Here is a 22,161-nt window from a genome sequence, read left to right as displayed (position 1 = left end):
GCCTAGCCAGAGACCATGCTCAATTCTTATCTTCAGGCGCCTGTGGCGAGCGCGAACGCCTCGTCCGGGTCCGCGAAGCTCGGTGAAGTGCACCCCCAGTTGTTCGCCGTGGTGCGCGACCGTCTGCGCGACCGCATCCTCAGTGGCGAATTCAAGCCCGGCGACCGTCTGGTCGAGGGGCGTCTGTCCGAGGAAATGGGGGTGTCCCGGATCCCGGTGCGCGAGGCCTTGCGCGCGCTGGCGGCCGAGGGCCTGGTGACGGTCGAGCCGCGCCGGGGGGCCTCGGTGGCGGTGCTGTCCGAAAAAATGGCTTATGACATGGTCGCGGTCCGGGCGGCGCTGGAAGGGCTCAATGCCAAGCTGGCCGCGCAGCAGCGCGACGAAAAGACGCTGGCGCAATTGCGTGAGTTTCTGCGGGAGGGCGAACTCGCGTCCCGCGAGGAACGGATCGAGGCTTTCCAGGAGCGGAACTCGCAATTCCACCAATTGCTGGCCACCGCCACGGGCAACGAGGTGCTGCGGGACATGCTGTCCGTCCTGCGGGCCCGGACGGCCCTGCTGTTCGCGCCCAGCAACATCCGCCGGGCCCGGCAGAACTGGGACGAACATGCGCAGATACTGTCGGCCGTGTTGAGCGGCAATGGCGAGCTCGCGTCGCTGCTGGCCAGCCAGCACGTCTACAACGCCGCCGAGGCATATGCCGAGGCCAAGGCCGAAGGTGGGGGGCGGCCCTCTCATCCACGCCCCGATAGATAGTCCTGTTCCCGGGGGGAACGTACATGCTGCATCACATTTCCGATGAAATGGTCGAGCGCGCGGCCGACGCCAGGCAGGCGCAAGATGTGGTCGAAGAGGCCTTTCGCGCGTTCGGGCGCGGGCAGGCCGCCATGCAGCAGCGCGAACGCATCGAGGCCGAAGGCGTGAAGTTGTCCACCCTGGGGGCGGTGGTGCCGCATCTGGGCATCGCCGGCGCGAAGGTCTATACGACGATCGCGGGCCGGTTCTCCTTTGTGATCCTGTTGTTTTCCTGCCTGGACGGCCGGCCGCTGGCGACCATGGACGCCGCCGCGCTGACACGCCGCCGCACGGCCGCCAGTTCGGTGCTGATGGCGCGTCGGATGGCGCGTCCCGATGCCGGCCGCCTGGGGGTGTTCGGTCTTGGCGCGCAAGGGGGCGAGCACGTCCGCCAGTTTGCCGGGGCCTACCCGTTGCGGTCGATCCTGGTCAGCGATCCGGGGGTGCCGGATGCCGTGCTGGATGGCTTGTCGAAGGAGGTCGGCCTGCCGGTCGAGCGCGCGGATGCCGACGCCATCGTCCGGAGTTCCGATATCGTGGTGACGGCATCGCGGTCGGCCGCCGCGCTGTTTCGCGGCGCGGACGTGGCGCCGGGCACCTTCATCGCCGCGGTCGGATCCAGTCTGCCGCATACGCGTGAACTCGACGATGCGACGCTGGCCCGCGCGGAGGTGATCGCCGTGGAGTGGCGGCGCCAGTCTCTCGAGGAAGCGGGCGACCTGCGCCTGGCGGACCCCACGCTCGATCTGGCCGCCCGCACGCGCGAATTCGCCGAGGTGCTGGCGGAACCGGGCTCCTTGCGAGGCGGTGCGCCGCGGGGGCTTTTCATCTACAAGGCCGTGGGCGTGGGTCTGCAGGATATTGCCCTGGCGGGGCATGTCTACCGGCAGGTGGCGCAGGGCCAGGGCTGGGACCTGCCCTGAAGCCGCAAGGTCGCGGCTACCAGGAAACCTTGATGTTGCCGTTCACGAAGGTCTGGCAGGCCATCCGATAACCCTGCTCGAATTGCTCGGGGGTCAGGTGGCGGCGCTCCTTGGGCTTGATCGCGTCGGTGTGGTCCAGGCCTTCCTCGATCCGGCATTTGCATGTGCCGCACAGGCCGCCGCCGCACTTGAAGGGGATGCCGCCCTGTTCGCGCAGCGAGACGCGCAGCAGGTTGCTGTCTTCGGGAGCGGCAACGACCTTATTGCCGTTGCTGATGAAGGTGATCTCGATCATGGGCGCGCCTGGGCATCGGTTTGAAGAATCAACTGGCCGTCGACGGTGCCGAAGCGCGTCAGCGCAGCCAGTTCCGCGCGCGCCTGTTCCAGCGACGGAAATTGCGGCAGGAATTTCGATGGAACGGTATTGCTGATGTGCGGCGGCTCGTCTTCGATCACGCGCACCCGGGTCGGCCGTGCCAGGCGGGCGATGATGAAATGCGCGCGCGTCTTGCCATAGGACACGTAGTCGTAGGCTTCGACGGGCTCCAGGTCGGGGCCGGATTCCGTGTGGAATATGCCGGGCTTGCTGGTCAGGATGATGTACACGGCTATCGTCCTTGTCTGGGCTGCATGGCGGATCACGCTTCCTGTTCGAGTTCCAGGTCGTGGGTCAGCCACAGTTGGCAGACCAGCCTGTAACCCTGCTCCAGGCGCTCGCCCAGTTGTTTCTTCTCTTTCCAGTTGGGCGGGGGCAGGTGCTCGGCGCCAGCCAGGACGCGGCAGGCGCAGGTCGCGCACTTGCCCATCCCGCACTGATAGCGCAGATACGGAAAAGGGAACTGGCGGATCCCGGCCCGCACGACCAGATTGGCGTTGTCGGGCACATCGCTGGTCTGGGTCTCTCCCGCCTTGTGGAACACGACCTTGGGCATCCGATGTCCTTGGAAATGTTGGTTTATAGAATATTGTATACCGTTAAGGGTGAGATTCAGGCTAGGGGAAAGCGTGAATCCATGGAGCGCGGGGCAACTGGGGGCGGCGGGGAAACCTTGATGTTTCGTGGGCTTCAAGGCGTCGAGGGAATGACGATCGGATTGCGGCGATGCAACGGACGGTTTGAGTGTGCCGGGTGCAATGGGTATAATTTCAAGATACTGTATGCAATAGGTGTTTTCCCATGTCTCGTAATCCCGAAGTTTCCCGTTTCCCGACCACTCCGCGCATCGGCCAACAACTGCTGGTCCACTATGAGCAGCGCGATGCCGTGCGCCACGCCACGCCGTTGCTGCCGTCGTCCTTGAAGGAAATCCTGTCGGTCTACCGCCGTGCCGGGCAGCAGCCCGGCCGCGCCAAGGCCGGCCAGGGCGTTGCCGCCCAGGCGGTTTGCCGCGCCGGTTGAATGTTGCATTGCGGCGGGGCGACAGGCATCGCTCCGCCATGAACGCTCAAGTGCCTGCCCGGGCCGGCGCCGCCAGGAATTTGCGCAGATAGCTGCCGGTATGGCTGCCGGGCGCCGCCGCGATCACCTCGGGCGGGCCCTGGGCCACGATGCCGCCGCCGCCGTCGCCGCCTTCCGGCCCCATGTCGATGAGCCAGTCAGCGGTCTTGATCACGTCCAGGTTGTGTTCGATCACGACCACCGTGTTGCCGGCATCCACCAGGTGCCCGATCACCTCCAGCAAGAGCGAGATGTCGTGGAAGTGCAGGCCGGTGGTCGGCTCGTCCAGGATGTACAGGGTGCGGCCGGTGCCGCGTTTGGACAGTTCCTGCGACAGCTTGACCCGCTGGGCCTCTCCACCCGAGAGCGTGGTGGCGCTCTGTCCCAGCCGGATGTAGCCCAGCCCCACGTCGATCAGCGTCTGCAGCCGCCGGGCGATGGCAGGAACGGCCTCGAAATATTCCAGGGCCTGCTCGACGGTCAGGTCCAGCACTTCGCTGATGTTGCGGCCGCGATAGCGGATTTCCAGCGTTTCGCGGTTGTAGCGGCTGCCGTGGCAGACATCGCAGGGGACGTAGATGTCGGGCAGGAAGTGCATCTCCACCTTGACCACGCCGTCGCCCTGGCAGGCCTCGCAGCGGCCACCCTTGACGTTGAAGCTGAAGCGGCCGGGGTCGTACCCCCGGGCCCGGGCTTCCGGCACGCCCGCGAACAATTCCCGTATCGGGGTGAACAGGCCGGTGTAGGTGGCCGGGTTGCTGCGTGGCGTGCGGCCGATCGGGCTCTGGTCGACGCTGATGATCTTGTCGAAATGCTCCAGTCCATCGATGGACTCGTAAGGCGCGGGCTCGGCCTGGCTGTTGTACAGGTGGCGCGAGACCACGTTGACCAAGGTGTCGTTGATCAGCGTCGACTTGCCCGAGCCCGAGACCCCGGTGATGCAGACCAGGCGGCCCGCCGGGATGCGCAGGTCCACGCCTTTCAGGTTGTTGCCGGTGCAGCCCCTGAGCTCCAGCCACGCAAGCTCGTCCTGTCCCGCCACCGGCCGGCGGGCCGGGATGGCGATGGATTTCTGGCCGCTCAGGTACTGACCGGTCAGCGATTGCGGATCGGCCACGATGTCCGCGGGCGATCCCTGTGCCACGACTTCCCCGCCGTGTTCGCCCGCCCCGGGGCCCATGTCCACGACCCAGTCGGCTTCGCGGATCATGTCCTCGTCGTGCTCGACCACGATCACGCTGTTGCCGAGGTTGCGCAGATGCCTCAGGGTGCCGATCAGCCGGTCATTGTCGCGCTGGTGCAGGCCGATGGACGGTTCATCCAGCACGTACATCACGCCGGTCAGGCCCGAGCCGATCTGGCTGGCCAGGCGGATGCGCTGGGCCTCGCCGCCCGATATGGTGTCGGCGCTGCGGTCCAGCGACAGGTAGCTCAGTCCCACGTTGTTCAGGAAGGTCAGGCGGGCCGAGATCTCGCGCACGATGCGGTCGGCGATCTCGCGCTTGGCGCCGGTCAGCGCCAGTTCCTCGAACCAGTGCAGGCAGTCGGACAGCGGCAGCGCCTCCAATTGGTAGATGGCGCGCCCCTGGTCATCCTCGCCCACCCGGACGTTGCGGGCCTCGGCGCGCAGCCGCGAGCCGCCGCAGTCGGGGCAGGTCCGCACGTTCCTGTACTTGCCCAGTTCCTCGCGCACGGTGGCCGAGTCGGTTTCCTTCCAGCGGCGTTCGAGGTTGGGGATCACCCCTTCGAAGGGGTGCGAGCGGACCGTCGTGCGGCCCTTCTCGTTCACGTAGGTGAAGGCGATTTCCTGGTCGCCCGAGCCGTACAGGACGCGCTGCCGGGTGTCCTCGGACAATTCCTCGAACGGTGTGTCGACGTCGAAGTCGTAGAAGGCCGCGAGGCTGGTCAGCAACTGGTGATAGAAGGGGTTGCGCCGGTCCCAGCCGCGGATCGCGCCGCTGGCCAGGCTCAGTTCGGGAAAAGCCACCACCCGTTTGGGATCGAAGAACCCCACGTGGCCGATGCCGTCGCAGCTTGGGCAGGCGCCGATGGGGTTGTTGAAGCTGAACAGGCGCGGCTCGAGTTCCGGCAGGCTGTGCCCGCATACCGGACAGGCATAGCGGCTGGAGAACAGGTGTTCGCGCTCGGGGCCCTCGGCCCCGGCGTCCATCTCCAGCACGACGGCCCGCCCCTCGGCCAGGCCGATGGCCGTCTCGAAGCTCTCGGCCAGGCGCTGCTGGGCTTCGGGCCGCACGCGCAGGCGGTCGATCACCACATCTATGCTGTGCTTCTCGGTCTTCTTCAGCGGCGGGACGCTGTCGATGTCCAGGACCTCGCCATCCACGCGCACCCGCACGAAACCCTGGGCCTGCAGGTTGGCCAGCTCGTCCTCGAAGCTGCCCTTGCGGTCGCGCACCAGCGGCGCCAGGATCGCCAGCCGGCTTTCAGCCGGGAGGGCCAGGGTGATGTCCACCATCTGGCTGACGCTCTGCGCCTGCAGCGGCAACTGGTGGTCGGGACAATAGGGCGTGCCCACCCGCGCGAACAGCAGGCGCAGGTAATCGTGGATTTCCGTGACCGTGCCCACGGTCGAACGCGGGTTGTGGCTGGCGGCTTTCTGCTCGATGGAGATGGCCGGCGACAGTCCCTCGATCAGGTCGACCTCGGGCTTGTCCATCAACTGCAGGAACTGGCGGGCGTAGGCGGACAGGCTTTCCACATAGCGTCGCTGGCCTTCGGCGTAGAGAGTATCGAATGCCAGGGAGGATTTGCCCGAACCGGACAGCCCCGTGATCACGACAAGCTGGTGGCGGGGCAACTCCAGCGAGACGTTCTTCAGATTGTGGGTGCGCGCACCCCTGATGCGGATGACATCCATCAAGCAAACCTTTACGCGAGCGGTGGCGAAAGCCAACTTGGTAATATAACTCCCCCCTACGCGCTCACGCGCGCCCCCCAGGGGGCGGGCGGCGGGGGACCGGCGGAGCCGGATCCCCCGTGCCCTGGTCTAGTGGGGCTTTCTTGGGGTGGGGCGCTGGTGCTGTCGCTGGCTGCCGGCGTTAGCGATGGGTGAAATGGCAAAGAAACTTGTATTGGATCTGGAGCATGGCGGGTCCGGCGCCGCCGGTTTGTCAGTGCTGCTTCTTGAAAAGGGCCCCGCGTTGCGAAACACTGCCGCACGACTCAGGATGCGGTGGATCCGGCTTTGCCGGTCCACCCGCATCGCCCCCTTGAGGGGGCGCGCGAAGCGCGTAGGGGGCGGGCTTTCCCTCCGGTCCACCCGCATCGCCCCCTGGGGGGCGCGCGTCAGCGCGTACGGGGGGGACCAATGACTTCATTCCGGATGACGCCTTTCGAGCGTCGCGCGAGCTTGTCGCTGGCGGCGCTGTTCATGTGCCGGATGCTGGGGTTGTTCCTGCTGCTGCCGGTGTTCGCGGTGGCGGCCAAGGCGCTGCCGGGCGGCAACGATCCGGCGAGGGTGGGGCTGGCGCTGGGCATGTACGGGCTGACCCAGGCCTTCATGCAGATTCCGTTCGGGCTGGCCTCGGACCGCTGGGGCCGGCGGCCGGTGGTGGTGATGGGGCTGGTGCTGTTCGTCATCGGCAGCGTGGTCTGCGCCACGACCGACGACCTGTTCTGGATCACGATCGGGCGGGCCATCCAGGGCTCGGGCGCGATTTCGGCGGCGGTGACGGCGTGGCTGGCCGATGCCACGCGCGACGAGGTTCGGACCAAGGCGATGGCCATGATAGGCGCGTCCATCGGGTTGACCTTCGCGGTATCGCTGGTGCTGGCGCCGGTGGTGGTGGGCTGGGGCGGGCTGACCGGCCTGTTCTGGACCATTGCCGCGTTGGGGGTGGCCGCGCTGGGGGTGGCCGCCTGGGTGGTCCCGGCCGCGCCGCCGGCGCCGCGGGGCGAGCCGGTCCCCATGTCGCGCGTGCTGTCGCATCCCGATCTGCTGCGGCTGAACCTCGGGGTCTTCACCCTGCACCTGGTCCAGATCGCGCTGTTCGTGGTGGTGCCCGCCGCGCTGGTGCGTACCGGCGGCCTGGACGCGGCCACGCTGTGGAAGGTCTACCTGCCGGTGGTGCTGGCCTCGTTCGTCGTCATGGTGCCGGTGATCGGCGTCACCGAACGCTATGCGACCCACCGCAAGACCCTGCTGGGCGCGGTCGCCGGGCTGGTGCTGGTGTGCATGTTCCTGCCATGGGCGCAGGACCACTACGGATGGCTGGTCGGCGCGATGATCGCCTTCTTTTCCGTCTTCAACATCCTGGAGGCCATGCAGCCCTCGCTGGTGTCCCGCGTGGCGCCGCCGTCCCTGAAGGGGCTGGCCCTGGGTTTCTATAATACGAGCCAGGCCATCGGGCTTTTCGCCGGCGGGGCGCTGGGCGGCTGGCTGGTCTCCCACCTGGGGTCCGCCGCGGTATTCCAGGCGGCGGCGGGGCTGGCGGTAATATGGCTGCTGGCGGCCTGGGGGATGAAGCCCCTGCCAGCCCGGCGGGCCGCCCGGCCGGAGCAGGTGTCCCGCCCCGTATCCTGAGCCCTTCTTGTCCCATTTACGCACGAGACCGTATTGCGGTCGGCGCATTTTCAACGAATGATGTTTTTTTTCTTGTGGCCCGTGGCCGCGCCGGGCGGGGGTGGCTACAATCCCTCCGCTTCGCCGCGGGCCGGTGAATACAGTCAATAGGAGTGTGGTAATGGCATCCGTCAACAAAGTCATCCTGGTCGGCAACCTGGGCCGCGACCCCGAAGTTCGCTATACGCCCGACGGCGCCGCGATCTGCAACGTGTCCATCGCCACCACGTCCCAATGGAAGGACAAGAACTCGGGCGAACGCCGCGAGGAAACCGAGTGGCACCGCGTGGTGTTCTACAACCGCCTGGCCGAGATCGCCGGCGAGTACCTGAAGAAAGGCCGTTCGGTGTACGTGGAGGGTCGCCTGAAGACCCGCAAGTGGCAGGACAAGGACACCGGCGCCGATAAATACACGACCGAGATCGTCGCCGACCAGATGCAGATGCTGGGCGGCCGCGAAGGCGGTGGTGGCGAAGGCGGCGGTGGCGGCTATGGCGATTCCGCGCCGGCCCAGCGCCAGTCCAACCGTCCGGCCAGCGGCGGTGGCGGTGGCGGCGGCCAGCGTCCGGCTTCGCCGTCGGGCTCGGCGCCGAACTTCGCCGACATGGACGACGATATTCCGTTCTGATCTCGAACGGGACGGCAAGGCGGTTCCTCGAACCCCGCCCTTTGGCGGGGTTTTTCGTGGCCAATGATTCGATAATTGTTGTATCATGGAATAATGAAAGAAGATCAAGCCGTCTCGGCCCTGGGGGCCCTGGCCCACCCCCAGCGTTTGCGTGTGTTCCGTGCCTTGGTCGTCGCCGGGCCCGAGGGGCTCACCCCCAGCGTCCTGGCCGGGCAGATGGCGGTCGCACGCAATACCTTGTCCTTCCATCTGAAGGAGTTGGCGCATGCGGGGCTCGTCACGGCCGAGCAGAAAGGGCGCAACCTGATCTACCGGGCGGAGTATGGCCAGATGAATGGCCTGATCGAATACCTGACCGAACATTGCTGCCAGGGGGGCGTCTGCGAAGTGTCGCCTTCCCGGTGCGGCGGTTGAACCCCATGAACCGCTTCGAACGATTTCTCACCCTGTGGGTGGTGCTGTGCATCGGCGCCGGCATCGCGTTGGGCCAGGCCGCCCCCGGCGTCTTCCAGGCCATCGGCCGCCTCGAGGTCGCGCGGGTCAATCTGCCGGTGGGCCTGCTGATCTGGGTCATGGTCGTGCCCATGCTGCTGAAGGTGGACTTCGCGGCGCTTGGCCAGGTGCGACGCCACTGGCGCGGCATCGGGGTCACGCTGTTCATCAACTGGGGCGTCAAGCCTTTCTCGATGGCGCTGCTGGCCTGGCTGTTCATCCGGCACGTTTTTGCCGCGTGGCTGCCGGCCGACCAGTTGGACGGCTACGTCGCCGGCCTGATCCTGCTGGCCGCGGCGCCATGCACCGCCATGGTGTTCGTCTGGAGCCGTCTGACCGGCGGCGACCCGGTGTTCACCTTGTCCCAGGTCGCGCTGAACGACACCATCATGGTGTTCGCTTTCGCGCCCCTGGTGGGACTGCTGCTGGGTTTGTCGGCGATCACCGTGCCGTGGGACACCTTGCTGGTGTCCGTCGGCCTGTACATCGTGATTCCGGTCGTGTTCGCCCAATTGTGGCGGCGTGCGCTGCTGCGCCGCGGCCAGCCTGCCTTCGACCGCGTCCTGGGCCGCATCGGTCCGCTGTCGATCGCCGCGCTGCTGCTGACCCTGGTGCTGCTGTTCGCGTTCCAGGGCGAGGCCATCCTTCGCCAGCCGTTGGTGATCGCCATGCTGGCGGTGCCCATCCTGATCCAGGTGTTCTTCAATTCCGGCCTGGCGTATTGGCTCAATCGCAAGGTGGGCGAGCAGCACAGCATCGCCTGTCCGTCGGCGCTGATCGGTGCCAGCAATTTCTTCGAGCTGGCGGTGGCCGCGGCCATCAGCCTGTTCGGCTTCCATTCCGGCGCTGCGCTGGCGACGGTGGTGGGCGTGCTGATCGAGGTACCGGTGATGCTGCTGGTGGTGCGCATCGTCAACCGGAGCCGAGGCTGGTACGACGCCGGCACCGCCAACGCGCACGCTGCCGGTTCATCGTCCAGCCACAGGGTATCCCCATGAGCGCCATCACGATCTATCACAACCCCGCCTGCGGCACGTCGCGCAACGTCCTGGGCCTGATCCGCAACAGCGGGGAGGAGCCGGTCATCGTCGAGTACCTGAAGACGCCGCCGGACCGGGGCACGCTCGAGCGGCTGATCGCCGCGATGGGCGTGCCGGTCCGGGACGTCCTGCGCGTCAAGGGCACCCCCTACGAAGCGCTGGGGCTGGGCGACCCGAAATGGGACGACGACGCGCTGATCGGCTTCATGCTCCAGTATCCCATCCTGATCAACCGGCCCATCGTCGTCACGCCGCTGGGCACGCGCCTGTGCCGGCCGTCGGAAACCGTGCTGGACATCCTGCCGTCGCCGCAGCGTGGCGCCTTCGCCAAGGAGGACGGCGTCCCCGTGGTCGATGGGGAGGGGCGGCGTGTCTGACCGCCTGGTCGATCTACCCAACATCGATCCCGCGCTGTTCGGGCGGCTGGATCCCGGCAGGCTGCTCGCGCCGGCGCGAGCAGCCCATGCGCCCCGCTTCCTGTTGCTGTACGGTTCGCTGCGGGAGCGGTCCTACAGCCGTCTGGTGGCCGAAGAGACTGGCCGCCTGTTGCGGGCCATGGGGGGCGAGACGCGGATGTTCGATCCTTCCGGCCTGCCGCAGGTGGACGACGTGTCCGACGAGCACCCGAAGGTGCGCGAACTGCGGGAATGGGTCCAGTGGTCGGAAGGAATGGTCTGGAGTTCCCCCGAGCGCCATGGCGCCATGAGCGGCCTGATGAAGACGCAGATCGACTGGATCCCGCTGTCCATCGGCGCGATACGCCCCACCCAGGGCAAGACGCTGGCGGTGATGCAGGTCTCGGGGGGATCCCAGTCCTTCAACGCGGTGAACCAGATGCGTGTGCTGGGCCGCTGGATGCGCATGCTGACCATTCCCAACCAGTCGTCGGTCGCCAAGGCGTACCAGGAGTTCGACGAGGCTGGACGCATGAGGCCGTCGGCGTATTACGACAGGGTGGTGGACGTGGCCGAGGAACTGATGAAATTCACCCTGTTGACGCGCGACGCGGCCCCGTGTCTGGCGGACCGCTATAGCGAACGGAAGGAGAGCGCCGAGGCGTTGTCCAGGCGCATGAGGCAAGCGGCGATCTGACGGCGCCTGGCATCGGAAGCGGAGGCGTCGCCCGCGCGACGCTACCCCCGCACGAGCGACCGGATGCGGTCCGCGTCGGCGGCATGGACCGGGTTGTAGACGATGAGGCCCAGGTCGGGCCGGCCGTCAACGGCAAAGCCGGAATACTCCAGCTCGATCACGCCAAGAACAGGATGGCGCAGGCGCTTGGTGCCTTCGCCGTGGGCGTGCACATCGTTCTCCCGCCACAATGCCTCGAATTCAGGGCTCGTCGCGGCCAGTTCGGCCACGAGTCCACGAATCTCGGATGCGGCGCCGGCGCGTGCGGCTTCCGCCCTGAAAGCGCCGACGACGAATCTCGCCACACTTTGCCAATCGTCCTGGGCGGCCCGGATGCGGGAGTTGCCGAATACGAGCCGGAGGATATTGCGCTCGCGCGGCGGGAGTTGGCCGTAGTCGGTGAGCACCAGCGCCGCCGCGCGATTCCAGGCCACGATATCCCACGTCGCGGTCTTGACGATCGCCGGACTGGTTTCCAGGGCATCCAGTAGTCGTTGAAGACGCGGCGTGACGCCTTCGGCCGCCTTGTATCGCACTTCCGGCGGCCGGCCCAGGCCGAGGATGAAGAGATGTTCGCGTTCGGCTTCGGTCAGCATCAGCCCATGGGCGATGCGGTTCAAGACGTCGGGAGAGGCCGCTCCGCCACGGCCTTGTTCCAGCCACGTGTACCAGGTCGGACTGATGTTGGCGCGTTGCGCGACCTCTTCGCGCCGCAGGCCCGGGGTTCGGCGGCGCCTGGCGGGCAAGCCGAGTGCCGCGGGATCGATCCGTGCACGCCGGTCCCGCAGGTAGGCGCCCAGCGGGTTGTCGGGTTTCGAATTCACCATGATCCCGTTAGTGCTTTTAATACGATAACGTCACTACTTTTAACATGATAGAGACACGGCGAAACTGAAGACTGATCAAGATCGGAGCAGCATCCATGCGTATCTTCCTGACAGGCTCCACCGGTTTCATCGGATCCGCCGTTTGCCGTGAACTGCTCGCGGCGGGCCACGAGGTGCTTGGCCTGGCCCGCTCGGACAAGGGGGCGGCGGCGCTGGCCGCCGCGGGCGCGCAGGCGTATCGCGGCGACATCGAAGACCTGGCCGGCCTGCATCGCGGCGCGGCGGCCTGCGACGGTGTGATCCACACCGCCTTTGACCACGATTTCACGCATTTCGTGGAAAACTGCCGGAAGGACCGGCGCGCCATCGAGGCGCTGGGGGCGGCGTTGGCGGGAACGGCACGGCCGCTCGTCATTGCATCCAGCACCGCCATGGGTTTATCCACGCCGGGGGTGGCGGCGGCGGAGGACGAGTTCGATCCGAGCCATCCGAATCCCCGTGTCGCCTCGGAGCTGGCGGGGCAGGCACTCCTGGACCGCGGAGTGAACGTGGTGACGGTGAGGCTTTCGCAGATCCATGACCCCGCGAAGCAGGGGCTCGTGACCGATGTCATCGCGCTTGCCCGCCGGACGGGGTTTTCCGCCTATGTCGGCGAGGGCGCGAACTGCTGGTCGGCGGCGCATCTATCGGACACGGCACGCCTGTTCCGTCTTGCGCTGGAGCAGGGCGGAGCGGGGGAGCGCTTCCATGCCACGGACGAGGGGGCGATTCCGTTCCGGGAGATTGCGCACGCCGTTGGCCGCAGCCTGGGCGTGCCGGTCCGGTCCATGGCTTCGACCGAAGCCATGGATCACTTTGGATGGCTTGCGGCCTTCGTGGACAAGGACATGTCGGCGTCGAGCGTGCTTACGCGGGAGCGGTTGGGCTGGCGCCCGAGCGGTCCGGGGCTGCTGGCCGATCTTGCCGCCATGCCGCACGCGCCGGCCTGAGGCCGCGGCGCGGCATCGGATCGAACGGGCGCTTCGTCTCCCGGCTTCGTTCAGTGTTCCGCCGGCACCAGGGCGCCCACCCGTCCGAATTCGACGGGCTGCTTCACGTAGAACAGGTCGATTGGCTCTTTCGCGAGGGCCGCCAGCAGCCGGTCGCAGGTGGGGGCGTCGACGGCGATCGTGATCTCGACCGGCTGGTCAGCCAGTTCGAAGAAGTGCGCCGAGTGGAAGCGGCCGGTGTGCCCGAAGCTTTCGCCGGCGGCCACCAGCGTGCCGCCCAGGGCACCCTGGGTCCTGGCGAACGCCAGCAGCCAGTGGGCGAGGGGCTGGCCGTCGTGGCGCCGGTCCTGCTGGGTGAAGAAGGTCAATTGGAAACCGTTCACGATGTGTCTCCTTGCGGGCTCAGGACTGCCGCAATCCGGCGTAGGTGGCGATGCCTAGCAGGGTCATCGCGACGGAGCCGCCGACGTGGACCAGGATGGTCGCGGCCACCCAGCCCAGCCGCTCTTGCTGGATCAGGGCGACCAGTTCGGCCGAGAAAGTGGAAAAGGTCGTCAGCCCGCCGCAGAAGCCGGTGATGATCAATAGCCGCCAATGCGGCGGCAGGGCGGGGTTGCCGGCGAAATAGGCCACGGCCAGGCCGATGATGTAGGCGCCGATCAGGTTGGCGGCGAGGGTGCCCGGCGGCAGGGCCGGCAGCAGGGCGTTGAGGCTCAGCCCCAGGACCCAGCGAAGCAGCGCCCCGACGGCGGCGCCGATGGCGATCGCGACGACCGCGAGCAGCATGACGGACTCCTTGTGGACAGGAAGGAAAGGGCCCGATCAGCCAGGTGCAGGCGTGCGCCTACAGCCCGCTGCCGGGGTCTGTAGGCATCATCAGCTGCTTGCGCGGCGGTTCATGGAGGAATGCCATCTCCAGGCACATAGTGTAGTACGACGCGGTGGGACCGGCGAGGCCGCGGTAGGCTAAGCTATGTCAAGCCTTTCATCAAAACCGATCATGACTCCGCCCGCCAGCGTCCTCCTCCGCCATCCCGCTCCCTGGCCCGCCGAATCCTTCCGCGATCCTGACGCGGCCGTCCAGCGCCTGATCGACATCTACGCGCGCAATACCGCCTTCCTGTGCGACAGCTTCCGGGAGGTGGTCGCCATGCAGGCGTCGTCGCCCGGCCGTTTCCGCGCTTGCTATCCGTTCATCCGGATACGCGTGGACACGTACGACGAGGTCGACTCGCGCCTGTCGTACGGACACGTGGCCGAGCCTGGCGTCTACCAGACCACCGTCACCAAGCCCAAGCTGTTCCGCTCCTATCTGACCGAGCAGCTCCGGCAGTTGATGGCGAACCACGGCGTCGCGGTCGAGGTCGGCGAGTCCGACGTGCCCATCGCGCTGCATTTCGCGTTCCCCGACGGCACCTATGTCGAGGGCGAGGATATCGAGGCGCTGAAGCGGCCCCTGCGGGATTTGTTCGACACGCCCGACCTCGCGGTCACGGACGATGCCATCGTCAACGGCACCCACAGCCATCCGCCTGACGGGCCGCAGCCGCTGGCGCCATTCACCGCGCCGCGCATCGACTATTCGCTGCATCGCCTGCAGCACTACACCGCCACCGCGCCGTCGCATTTCCAGAATTTCGTGCTGTTCACGAACTACCAGTTCTACGTGGACGAGTTCTGCCTGCGCGCCCGCACGCTGGTGGCGCAGGGGCACTACGACGCGCTGGTCGAGCCGGGCAACCGCATCACCCGCGCGGGCGATCCGCAGCCGGATCCGGCCGCGCCGCTGTCGCGGCTGCCCCAGATGCCCGCCTATCACCTCGTGCGCGCGGGGCATTCGGGCATCACCCTGGTCAATATCGGAGTGGGACCATCCAACGCCAAGACCATCACCGACCACATCGCGGTGCTGCGGCCGCATGCCTGGCTGATGCTGGGGCACTGCGCCGGGCTGCGCGCCTCGCAGCGGCTGGGCGACTACGTGCTGGCGCACGGTTATGTGCGCGACGACCATGTGCTGGACGCGGATCTGCCGACCTGGGTGCCCATCCCTCCGCTGGCCGAGGTGCAGGTGGCGCTGGAGCAGGCGGTGGAAGAAGTGGCGGGCCTGTCGGGCTGGGAACTCAAGCGCATCATGCGCACCGGCACGGTGGCGACCATCGACAACCGCAACTGGGAGTTGCGCGAGCACCTGGAGCCAGTGCAGCGGTTCTCGCAGTCGCGCGCCATCGCCCTCGACATGGAGTCGGCCACCATCGCGGCCAATGGCTTCCGTTTCCGCGTGCCCTACGGCACCTTGCTGTGCGTGTCGGACAAGCCGCTGCACGGCGAACTGAAGTTGCCGGGCATGGCCAGCGCGTTCTATCGCCGGCAGGTGGGCCAGCATCTGGATATCGGACTGCGGGCCTTGGAGATCCTGAGCAAGATGCCGCCCGAGCGGCTGCATTCGCGCAAGCTGCGCAGCTTCCTCGAAACCGCTTTCCAGTAGCCGCGCGGGCCGCCCGCGCGGTAGCATGGGGTCTATCATCCGTGCATGAAGAGGCCGTGTGACGACCCGGGAACGGCACGACAAGGGCAGGTGGCTGAGGGGGCTGCTGGTGGCGGCCGCCGCCGCATTGCCCGTGGTGGTGGCGGTGCCCTTCGTCTATATGCAGGCCGCGCAGCTCGCGCGCCACGACGCGCGGGGGGCCGCCGAGGTGGTGATGCGGCAGGCCGACGCCATCTTCGCCGAGGCCGACAGGATGGCGGCCGAGATGGCGCCGCTGGCCGGCAAGTCCTGCGCCGAGGCCGACGCCACGCTGCACCAGGCGGCCTTCCAGCCCTATTTTCGCGCCGTCGTCCTGATACGGCAGCGCGTGCTCTATTGTTCCTCGATCACGGAAGCATTCACGCTGCCGCTGGCGCAGCTGTTGCCGGACGACGAGGTGCCGCCGGGGCGGTCTTTTCATTTCGTCCTGGGCACGCCCATGGTCCCGGACCGGTCCGCCGTGATGGCGATACGCCTGGACGAGGCCGGTGACGGCGTCGTCGTCACGGTGGACGGGCGCTACCTGGGGGACCTGCTCGATTCCGTCGGCGGCACCGGCCGTTACCGGATCGGCATCGAGTCGCTCGATGGCCGGCATGGCCTGGCGGGCCGGCGCGTGGGGACCCCGCTTCCGGGCGCCGCCCTCGTGCAGGAAGCGGTGTCGACGCTCTATCCGTTCCGGGTGCGGTCCCTGGCTGCTAGCGCGCTGCTGGCCGAGTACCGGAGGCGCCTGGCGGTCAGCTATGCGCCCTTCGTCGTCCTGCTGGCCCTGCTGCTCGGCTATCTCTGCCACCACTTCCTGAAGTCCCGGTTCTCGCTGGTGGCCGCCATCCGCCGCGGCATGCGGCGGGGCGAATTCGAGGTCCACTACCAGCCTGTCATCGACCTGCGCGACGGATCGTGCGCGGGCGCGGAGGCGCTGATGCGCTGGTTCCGTCCCGGTCAGGGGAGCGTGCGGCCGGATCTGTTCTTTGCCGTGGCCGAGTCCAACGGCCTGGCGGTTCCCCTGACCGGCCATCTGTTCAAGCTCGTCGGGCGCGATCTGCGCCGTTGCCCGCTGGGGCCGCGATTCCGCCTGGGCCTGAACATCACGGCAGCCCATCTCGTGCAGCCCGGCATCGTCGACGACGTTGCCCGCCTGCGCGGCGTCGTCGGTTCCGGCGCCGCGGACTTCGTGCTGGAGATCACCGAACGGGAACCCTTGCCTCCCATCGAACAGGTCTACGAAAACATGGGCGTGCTCAGCGCCAGCGGTGTCAAGCTGGCCATCGACGACTTCGGCACGGGCCACAGTTCGCTGGCCTGTCTGGAGCGGTTTCCGGTCGACTACCTGAAAATCGACCGTGGCTTCGTGTCGGCCATCGGGACGGACGCGGTCAATGCCTCGGTCCTGGAGATGATCATCGGGCTGGCGGCGCGGCTGGGCGTTGAGCTGACGGCGGAAGGCGTGGAGACGCGCGAGCAGCGCGACTACCTTGCCGCCAGGGGCGTGCACTACGCGCAGGGTTTCTTGTATGCCCGGCCCATGCCCATCGAGGCGCTGCGCCGATGGATGGACGAGTTCCATGGCGCCGTGAGCTAACATCCAGGGTCGCTCCGCCCACTTCCGCCGCCCCCCTCCCATGCTGCAGCTCGAACGCGTGTTTCCCGCATTGACCGAACCCACGATGCGGCGCTACCTGATGGGGCAGGGGGTGTCGGTGCTGGGCAGCTGGACGCAGAACGTCACGCTCAACCTGGTCGTCTATCACCTCTCGGGCTCGGCCGCCGTGCTGGCCCTGCTCAATTTCCTGCTGTACGGACCGCAGTTGGTGATCGCGCCGCTGGCGGGCGCGCGGGTCAACGCGGGCAACGCGCGCCGGTCGACGCTGAGCGTGCTCTATTCCTCGATGACCGTGGCCTGCATCCTCGCGGCGCTGTCGCTGCTGCACTGGCTGACCCTGCCCATCATCCTGGCCCTGGCGCTGTGCGCCGGCGTGCTCAACGCGATCGAGACGCCGTCTCGCCAGGTCCTGCTGCTGACCGGCCTGGAAGATCCGGCGCTGCTGCCCAACGCCATCGCGATGAACACCATGGTCTATAACGTCGGCCGCATGGTGGGGCCGAGCATGGCCGCCATCATCTATCCCACGTTCGGCCAGGCCGCGGCCTTCCTGACCTACGCCGCCGCGCTGGTGTTCATGGCCTGGTGCGTGCGGTCGATGCCGCGCCGCGCGGCGGCGGCGCCATCGCCCTCGCACGATCGCGGCGGTCTGCGCAATGCGCTGGTCTATGTGCTGGACGACCGCTTCACCGCCAAGTACCTGTCCATCCTGGCCTGCATGGGCCTGCTGGCGGGCAGCTACCAGACGCTCGTGCCGCTGCTGGCGGACCGGGTCTTCCACGACGCCGCCCGATACACCGGCGTCTTCTTCGCCTGCGCGGGCGTGGGCGCGCTGGCCGCCGCCGTCGTCCTGTCCTCGTCCATCGCGTCGCGCACCGCCAGCCTGCTGCGGTTCGCGCCCTGGGTCGCCTGCGTGGCGCTGGCGCTGCTGTCCGCGAGCTGGAGCAGCGTGGTCAGCGGCGCGGCCTTCGTGCTGCTGGGTTTCTGCCTGAGTTTCTCGGCCACGTCGACCAACGCCACCATCCAGCGCCGCTGCCCGGAGTCCGTGCGCGGCGCGCTGGTCGGGCTCTACGGCATGGCCTACAACGGCACCATGCCGTTCGGCTATCTGCTGGTGGGATCGTTCTCCGAGGCCTTCACGGTGACCGGCGCGTTCGGCACCATGGCCGCGGTGCTGGCCACATGCATCGGGCTGTTGACGCTGTTGTACTGGCGCAAGACGTGAAGGCCGGCCAGTCCGTGGAGCTGGGACGTTCCGCGGTGCCAGTTCGCCTCGGCAGTTCCCCCCCCGGAAGGGTAGAATCGGAATCGCTTCAAGCCCATCCGCCTCGTCATGCGTGTTCTTCATATCTTCAAGATCTATTTTCCCGATGCCTATGGTGGGATCGAGCAGGCCATCCACAGCCTTGCCTCGCGGAGCGCCGCGCATGGCATCGAGAGCCGTGTCCTGACGCTCTCACCACGCGGGAAAATGGTCGACGCGGATGCGTCGGGATATGCCATTCATCGCTATCGCAGGAATCTGGACGTCGCGTCCACCGGGATGTCGCTGCAGTTCCTGGTGAATTTCAGGCGCGAAGCCGCCTGGGCCGATCTGCTGCATTTCCATTTTCCGTGGCCATTCGGAGACCTGGCGTACCTCATGCCGGGGATTGAAACCCCGGCTGTCATGACCTACCACTCGGATATCGTCAAGCAGACGAAGCTGTTGAAACTCTACAAGCCGATCCGGGACCGGCATCTTGCCCGGATGGCGCGCATCGTGGCGACGTCTCCGAACTATGTCGCCAGCAGCGAGGTACTCCAGGCGTGGCGGGACAAGGTGGCCGTGGTGCCGTGCGGAATAGCGGCCGTGAAACCGCGGGACCAGGAAGCCATCTGGCGTTGGCGCCAGCAGATCGGGGAAAGATTCTTCGTCTTCCTGGGAGTGCCCCGCTACTACAAGGGGCTGGATTTCCTGCTCGAGGCGCAAGTGGGGCGCGACTATCCGTTGGCGCTGATCGGTGACGGCGTCGAGCGCGCCGCGCTCGAGGCGCGGGCACGGGCCTTGGGATTGAAAAACATACATTTCCTGGGCTCGCTCGATGACGAGGAAAAGTCCGACGTTCTGGCGGCTGCCAGTGGTTTCGTTTTTCCATCGCACGTTCGCACGGAAGCTTTCGGCCTTGCCCTGGCGGAGGCCGCCCAGCAGGGCCTGCCCATGATTTCGTGTGAAATCGGTACCGGTACGAGTTTTGTCAACCTGCACCAGGAAACGGGGCTTGTGGTGCCGCCACGGGATCCGCGGGCCCTGGGAGAGGCCATGGACCGCTTCTGGCTGGATCCCGAGCAGGCGAGGCAGTGGGGCAGGAATGCCCGAGCCCGTTATCTCGAATTGTTCACCGAAGACGCCATGGTGCGCGGCTACGCCAAGTGCTACCGGGAAGTGCTGGGCCATTCTCCCGTGCCGTGACCATCCGCGCGGACGACCGCGAGCATCACAGCACGCTTCGGTAGACGGCAGCCGTTTCCGACGCGGTGCGGTCCAGCGAAAATTGTCGCGCGCGCAGCAGGCCGCGGGCTACGCATTGCTCGCGGGTGCCTGGCGAACGGACCAGGTTCCGCATGGCGGAAGAAATGTCGCCGGCATTCTCGGGGTCCACGAGCAATGCGGCATCTCCCGCTACTTCAGGAAGCGAGGCGACATTGGATGTCACGACCGGGGTGCCGCTGGCGAACGCTTCCAGCACGGGCAGGCCGAAGCCTTCGTGCAAGGAAGGGAAGACCAGGGCTTCGGCTTGGCGGTACAAGGCGCGCATGTCTCCGTCATCGGCCAGGTCGTTCAGCCATATGACCCCTTCGTCACGCATGGCCTTGAGGCGAGCGATGGTCGTCTCGCTGCGCCAACCCGGCCGTCCTACGATCAGCAACTGATGTTCACGTCGCAAAGAGACGGGTAGCAGCAGGTAGGCGTCCAGGATGCGATCGACATTCTTGCGGGGCTGCAGTGTTCCCACGAACAGGAAATGGCGCCCTCGCAGCGACAGCCTCGAGCGGAGCAGGGCGTAGCGTTCCAGGGTGTCCCCGGCTTCGAACCAGAGGGGATCTATGCCATTGGGCACGACGTGGATTTTTTGCTCGTCGACGCCGAAGTGGGCAACGAGTTCGGCGACCGCGGCATGTGAGATCGCGATATAGGCGTCGCCGAGCTTCCCGGCTCGCGCCAGCAATCGGTTGCGCAGCCCCCGCAGGCGCGGGGCCGCCCATTCGGGGTGGCGGAGCGGCGCGGCGTCGTGCAGCGTGATGACGCAGGGGCATTTCGTCCTGAATGCCATATGGTCGGTGCAATGGAAGACATCCACATCCAGTGCGGCCGGTCGCAGCAAGCCCAGCATCTGCCCAGCGGTCTGGACGCCGTACGAATGCGGCAGGTAGCCGCCGAGTGAGAGCGCTGGCCGGGGCCGGCCGTCCGGCCAGGCATAGCCGACAGGGCGCCAGCCATGACGGGGCAGACGGCCGATCAGCGCCGCTGTGTACGTCCCGATGCCGTCCTTGTGCGGGCGGAGCGCGGGTTCGGCCTTGGTCGTTGATACACCCACCACCAGCATGGGCCGGGTACTCGTCGAATGCGAGAGGGGGTCTGTCATGCGGTGTGACTCTGAAGCGCCATGGCGCAGTATAGACAAGGCTCAGGTACGAACATTGCTGGAGCGTCCCGCGGACAACCAGGAGGCCGCCATGCCAACCGACCCCAAGCGCGGGCAGCAGCCGGGTTCGCCCGGGCGCCGTCCGTCCGTGCCCGCCGGCCTGCCCCGGGCCGCGGTGGACGAGACCGGCAACGAAGACCCCGGCGCCGAGTTGACCGAGTTGCCGCCGTGCGAAGCGCCGACGCCGGCGGGCCCGGGTGGGCCGGCGCCGGTCAGGGCGCGGAGGGGGCGTCGGGCAGCCACAAGGTGAAGGTGGTGCCCGATTCGGCCGATGTGACGGCGAGCGTGCCCTGGTGGGCCACCGCGATCTGCCGGGCGATGTAGAGGCCCAGCCCCAGGCCGGTCTGGCGCCGCTCGGTGCCAGGCCGCGGTCCGCGCATCAGCGGATCGAAGATCTGGTGCCGCATGTGGGCCGGGATGGCGGGGCCGTCGTTGTGGACCTCGGCGATGACGCCGTCCTCGGCCCGGCGCACGCGCAGCGCGACCGGCCGGGCGGGGTGGCCGTGCTGGACCGCGTTGTCCAGGAGATTGGCCAGCAGTTGGGCGAGGCGGTTGGGGTCCCAGTGGCCGGCAAGGGGCCCCTGGCATTCCAGCAGGAAGGTCCGTTCCGGATGCGCGGCCCGGATTTCGTCCAGGGCGCGCGCGCAGACGTCCGCGAGGTCGGCGCGCGACCGCGCCAGCGGGAGCGGACTGCCCAGGCGGGTGCGGGTGAAGTCCAGCAGGTCGTCGATCATGCGCTGCATGCGCGAGCCGCTGTGTCCGATCCGCGCGGCGGCCTGCAGGCAGCGGTCGGGAAGCCCCTCGTTGTGCAGCAGCGCCTGCGCCGACATGGCGATGGCGCCAAGCGGCGTCCGGAGATCATGGGCAAGGATGCCGACGAACAGGTCGCGGGCCCGCTCCAGGCCGGCCGAATAGCGGGAGATCGACTCCTTGAGCGCCTGGTCCAGCGCCTGGTTGAAGCGGACCAGGTCTTTGCTGGCATCCGGTCCGATGTCGTCGGTTTCCCGCGTCCAGCGTTCCAGTATGTTGATGCGTAGTGCGCAGTATTCGGACACCACCTCGGCCAGGGTGAAGCCGGCCCGCAACCGGTTGCGGGCATGGGCGCGCGCCTGGCGCGTCGCGCCCGGCTTCTGCCCGGCGCTGTCTTCCGCGGGCGGCGTGCGCAGGTCCGCGGCGAGCTGGCGCAGCAGCGAACGGGTCGAGGTCTGCAAGGCATGCCCGGACACGGCCGACCGCCGCAGGTCCAGTTGCTGCGCGAACCGGCGCCAATCGCCCAGAAGCTCGTCCAGGTTCGCGTCGATGAAGTCGGCCAATCTCATAGCCTCTCCCGGCATATGCCATGCGTGGAGGTCGCGCTGTCCGGCGGGCGCCGGCACGCTTCGCCGGCGAATTGTAGATCCTGGGCAGGCAGGGGGCGCCGGCCTGTAACACTCCAGCAAAAAATGCTCAATTCCCCGCCATCGCTGCCGTAAATGCTGACACGCCCGCCACGCGAAGAGA

23 protein-coding genes and 1 riboswitch are annotated in these 22,161 nt (G+C 67.4%); of the genes, 14 read left to right on the top strand and 9 right to left on the bottom strand.

Going from position 1 to position 22,161, the window contains the following annotated elements; translation table 11 throughout:
• The first annotated feature begins 15 nt into the window (after positions 1-15).
• Both AC1Q6E_RS26500 and AC1Q6E_RS26495 read left to right on the top strand, forming a co-directional pair.
• Positions 16-756, top strand: a complete 741-nt coding sequence (locus tag AC1Q6E_RS26500) for a GntR family transcriptional regulator (protein ID WP_152793666.1) — start codon at positions 16-18, stop codon at positions 754-756.
• A gap of 26 nt (positions 757-782) precedes the next feature.
• Positions 783-1,718: an ornithine cyclodeaminase family protein gene (locus AC1Q6E_RS26495; RefSeq protein ID WP_492573867.1), complete on the top strand. Its 936-nt coding sequence runs from the start codon at positions 783-785 to the stop codon at positions 1,716-1,718.
• A 16-nt stretch (positions 1,719-1,734) separates the two neighbouring features.
• On the opposite strand, the gene AC1Q6E_RS26490 is transcribed toward AC1Q6E_RS26495, so the two are convergent.
• The 3 genes from AC1Q6E_RS26490 to AC1Q6E_RS26480 are packed head-to-tail and all read right to left on the bottom strand — an operon-like array spanning position 1,735 to position 2,650.
• Positions 1,735-2,013, bottom strand: coding sequence for a 2Fe-2S iron-sulfur cluster-binding protein (locus AC1Q6E_RS26490; RefSeq protein WP_152793665.1), 279 nt, complete (start codon positions 2,011-2,013; stop codon positions 1,735-1,737).
• Positions 2,010-2,324, bottom strand: coding sequence for a ferredoxin (locus tag AC1Q6E_RS26485; RefSeq protein WP_296558491.1), 315 nt, complete (start codon positions 2,322-2,324; stop codon positions 2,010-2,012). Before AC1Q6E_RS26485 ends, AC1Q6E_RS26490 begins: the two co-directional genes overlap by 4 nt.
• 32 nt (positions 2,325-2,356) lie before the next feature.
• Entirely contained in the window at positions 2,357-2,650 is a 294-nt protein-coding gene (locus AC1Q6E_RS26480) for a 2Fe-2S iron-sulfur cluster-binding protein (protein WP_152793664.1), read from the bottom strand.
• A gap of 245 nt (positions 2,651-2,895) precedes the next feature.
• On the opposite strand from AC1Q6E_RS26480, the gene AC1Q6E_RS26475 reads away from it, so the two are divergent.
• Positions 2,896-3,117 carry a hypothetical protein gene (locus AC1Q6E_RS26475; RefSeq protein ID WP_492573845.1) on the top strand — a complete coding sequence of 74 codons (222 nt, stop codon included), beginning with the start codon at positions 2,896-2,898 and terminating at the stop codon, positions 3,115-3,117.
• A 46-nt stretch (positions 3,118-3,163) separates the two neighbouring features.
• On the opposite strand, the gene uvrA is transcribed toward AC1Q6E_RS26475, so the two are convergent.
• Entirely contained in the window at positions 3,164-6,034 is a 2,871-nt protein-coding gene (gene uvrA / locus AC1Q6E_RS26470) for an excinuclease ABC subunit UvrA (protein ID WP_152793662.1), read from the bottom strand.
• Between the two features lie 450 nt (positions 6,035-6,484).
• Here uvrA and AC1Q6E_RS26465 point away from each other — a divergent pair, with 450 nt between their 5' ends.
• The 6 genes from AC1Q6E_RS26465 (at position 6,485) to arsH (ending at position 10,990) form a co-directional block, all read left to right on the top strand.
• Positions 6,485-7,699 carry an MFS transporter gene (locus AC1Q6E_RS26465; RefSeq protein ID WP_492573844.1) on the top strand — a complete coding sequence of 405 codons (1,215 nt, stop codon included), beginning with the start codon at positions 6,485-6,487 and terminating at the stop codon, positions 7,697-7,699.
• A 160-nt stretch (positions 7,700-7,859) separates the two neighbouring features.
• Positions 7,860-8,366, top strand: a complete 507-nt coding sequence (gene ssb / locus AC1Q6E_RS26460; protein WP_492573843.1) for a single-stranded DNA-binding protein — start codon at positions 7,860-7,862, stop codon at positions 8,364-8,366.
• Between the two features lie 93 nt (positions 8,367-8,459).
• Positions 8,460-8,780 carry an ArsR/SmtB family transcription factor gene (locus AC1Q6E_RS26455; RefSeq protein ID WP_152793660.1) on the top strand — a complete coding sequence of 107 codons (321 nt, stop codon included), beginning with the start codon at positions 8,460-8,462 and terminating at the stop codon, positions 8,778-8,780.
• Positions 8,781-8,785: 5 nt separating this feature from the next.
• Entirely contained in the window at positions 8,786-9,856 is a 1,071-nt protein-coding gene (gene arsB / locus AC1Q6E_RS26450) for an ACR3 family arsenite efflux transporter (protein WP_492573842.1), read from the top strand.
• Positions 9,853-10,275 (top strand): arsenate reductase (glutaredoxin), encoded by a 423-nt coding sequence (arsC, locus tag AC1Q6E_RS26445; protein WP_152793658.1) that lies wholly within the window; start codon positions 9,853-9,855, stop codon positions 10,273-10,275. Before arsB ends, arsC begins: the two co-directional genes overlap by 4 nt.
• Positions 10,268-10,990, top strand: a complete 723-nt coding sequence (arsH, locus tag AC1Q6E_RS26440; protein WP_492573841.1) for an arsenical resistance protein ArsH — start codon at positions 10,268-10,270, stop codon at positions 10,988-10,990. The genes arsC and arsH overlap by 8 nt, the downstream gene beginning before the upstream one ends.
• 41 nt (positions 10,991-11,031) lie before the next feature.
• Here the strand turns inward: arsH and AC1Q6E_RS26435 are convergent, their stop codons facing one another.
• A complete protein-coding gene (locus AC1Q6E_RS26435) occupies positions 11,032-11,853 on the bottom strand; it encodes a helix-turn-helix transcriptional regulator (protein ID WP_492573866.1) in 822 nt (273 codons plus the stop codon).
• A gap of 98 nt (positions 11,854-11,951) precedes the next feature.
• Here AC1Q6E_RS26435 and AC1Q6E_RS26430 point away from each other — a divergent pair, with 98 nt between their 5' ends.
• The gene (locus tag AC1Q6E_RS26430) at positions 11,952-12,845 is read left to right on the top strand and encodes an SDR family oxidoreductase (RefSeq protein WP_152793655.1); all 894 of its coding nucleotides are present in this window, start codon (positions 11,952-11,954) and stop codon (positions 12,843-12,845) included.
• Positions 12,846-12,895: 50 nt separating this feature from the next.
• Here the strand turns inward: AC1Q6E_RS26430 and AC1Q6E_RS26425 are convergent, their stop codons facing one another.
• The gene (locus AC1Q6E_RS26425) at positions 12,896-13,228 is read right to left on the bottom strand and encodes a DUF190 domain-containing protein (RefSeq protein ID WP_296558473.1); all 333 of its coding nucleotides are present in this window, start codon (positions 13,226-13,228) and stop codon (positions 12,896-12,898) included.
• A 19-nt stretch (positions 13,229-13,247) separates the two neighbouring features.
• On the bottom strand, positions 13,248-13,631 hold the full coding sequence (gene crcB, locus AC1Q6E_RS26420; RefSeq protein ID WP_152793654.1) for a fluoride efflux transporter CrcB: 384 nt from the start codon (positions 13,629-13,631) through the stop codon (positions 13,248-13,250).
• Between the two features lie 74 nt (positions 13,632-13,705).
• Positions 13,706-13,771: riboswitch (Fluoride riboswitch) on the bottom strand.
• Between the two features lie 74 nt (positions 13,772-13,845).
• Between crcB and AC1Q6E_RS26415 the strand changes: the two genes are divergently transcribed.
• From AC1Q6E_RS26415 to AC1Q6E_RS26400, 4 genes are all read left to right on the top strand, one after another.
• Entirely contained in the window at positions 13,846-15,333 is a 1,488-nt protein-coding gene (locus tag AC1Q6E_RS26415) for an AMP nucleosidase (RefSeq protein WP_492573840.1), read from the top strand.
• Between the two features lie 58 nt (positions 15,334-15,391).
• The gene (locus AC1Q6E_RS26410; RefSeq protein ID WP_152793652.1) at positions 15,392-16,954 is read left to right on the top strand and encodes an EAL domain-containing protein; all 1,563 of its coding nucleotides are present in this window, start codon (positions 15,392-15,394) and stop codon (positions 16,952-16,954) included.
• A 40-nt stretch (positions 16,955-16,994) separates the two neighbouring features.
• Positions 16,995-18,200 carry an MFS transporter gene (locus tag AC1Q6E_RS26405; protein ID WP_152793651.1) on the top strand — a complete coding sequence of 402 codons (1,206 nt, stop codon included), beginning with the start codon at positions 16,995-16,997 and terminating at the stop codon, positions 18,198-18,200.
• Positions 18,201-18,308: 108 nt separating this feature from the next.
• Positions 18,309-19,427 (top strand): glycosyltransferase, encoded by a 1,119-nt coding sequence (locus tag AC1Q6E_RS26400; protein ID WP_152793650.1) that lies wholly within the window; start codon positions 18,309-18,311, stop codon positions 19,425-19,427.
• 25 nt (positions 19,428-19,452) lie between these two features.
• Here the strand turns inward: AC1Q6E_RS26400 and AC1Q6E_RS26395 are convergent, their stop codons facing one another.
• Entirely contained in the window at positions 19,453-20,562 is a 1,110-nt protein-coding gene (locus AC1Q6E_RS26395; protein ID WP_492573839.1) for a glycosyltransferase family 4 protein, read from the bottom strand.
• Positions 20,563-20,873: 311 nt separating this feature from the next.
• A complete protein-coding gene (locus tag AC1Q6E_RS26390; protein WP_296558469.1) occupies positions 20,874-21,980 on the bottom strand; it encodes a sensor histidine kinase in 1,107 nt (368 codons plus the stop codon).
• Positions 21,981-22,161 lie beyond the last annotated feature (181 nt).

Source organism: Pigmentiphaga sp. MLSB6-MA01 (genome assembly GCF_058793475.1).
The sequence above is the reverse complement of the archived record's forward strand: the minus strand, read 5'-3'. Positions and strand labels throughout refer to the sequence as shown.

Bases quoted from the DNA above. Each gene is read 5' to 3' on its own strand.
- AC1Q6E_RS26500 (WP_152793666.1), top strand. From the start codon at position 16: ATGCTCAATTCTTATCTTCAGGCGCCTGTGGCGAGCGCGAACGCCTCG.
- AC1Q6E_RS26490 (WP_152793665.1), bottom strand. From the start codon at position 2,013: ATGATCGAGATCACCTTCATCAGCAACGGCAATAAGGTCGTTGCCGCT.
- AC1Q6E_RS26480 (WP_152793664.1), bottom strand. From the start codon at position 2,650: ATGCCCAAGGTCGTGTTCCACAAGGCGGGAGAGACCCAGACCAGCGAT.
- AC1Q6E_RS26475 (WP_492573845.1), top strand. From the start codon at position 2,896: ATGTCTCGTAATCCCGAAGTTTCCCGTTTCCCGACCACTCCGCGCATC.
- uvrA (WP_152793662.1), bottom strand. From the start codon at position 6,034: ATGGATGTCATCCGCATCAGGGGTGCGCGCACCCACAATCTGAAGAAC.
- AC1Q6E_RS26465 (WP_492573844.1), top strand. From the start codon at position 6,485: ATGACTTCATTCCGGATGACGCCTTTCGAGCGTCGCGCGAGCTTGTCG.
- ssb (WP_492573843.1), top strand. From the start codon at position 7,860: ATGGCATCCGTCAACAAAGTCATCCTGGTCGGCAACCTGGGCCGCGAC.
- AC1Q6E_RS26455 (WP_152793660.1), top strand. From the start codon at position 8,460: ATGAAAGAAGATCAAGCCGTCTCGGCCCTGGGGGCCCTGGCCCACCCC.
- arsB (WP_492573842.1), top strand. From the start codon at position 8,786: ATGAACCGCTTCGAACGATTTCTCACCCTGTGGGTGGTGCTGTGCATC.
- arsC (WP_152793658.1), top strand. From the start codon at position 9,853: ATGAGCGCCATCACGATCTATCACAACCCCGCCTGCGGCACGTCGCGC.
- AC1Q6E_RS26430 (WP_152793655.1), top strand. From the start codon at position 11,952: ATGCGTATCTTCCTGACAGGCTCCACCGGTTTCATCGGATCCGCCGTT.
- crcB (WP_152793654.1), bottom strand. From the start codon at position 13,631: ATGCTGCTCGCGGTCGTCGCGATCGCCATCGGCGCCGCCGTCGGGGCG.
- AC1Q6E_RS26415 (WP_492573840.1), top strand. From the start codon at position 13,846: ATGACTCCGCCCGCCAGCGTCCTCCTCCGCCATCCCGCTCCCTGGCCC.
- AC1Q6E_RS26405 (WP_152793651.1), top strand. From the start codon at position 16,995: ATGCTGCAGCTCGAACGCGTGTTTCCCGCATTGACCGAACCCACGATG.
- AC1Q6E_RS26400 (WP_152793650.1), top strand. From the start codon at position 18,309: ATGCGTGTTCTTCATATCTTCAAGATCTATTTTCCCGATGCCTATGGT.
- AC1Q6E_RS26395 (WP_492573839.1), bottom strand. From the start codon at position 20,562: ATGCTGGTGGTGGGTGTATCAACGACCAAGGCCGAACCCGCGCTCCGC.
- AC1Q6E_RS26390 (WP_296558469.1), bottom strand. From the start codon at position 21,980: ATGAGATTGGCCGACTTCATCGACGCGAACCTGGACGAGCTTCTGGGC.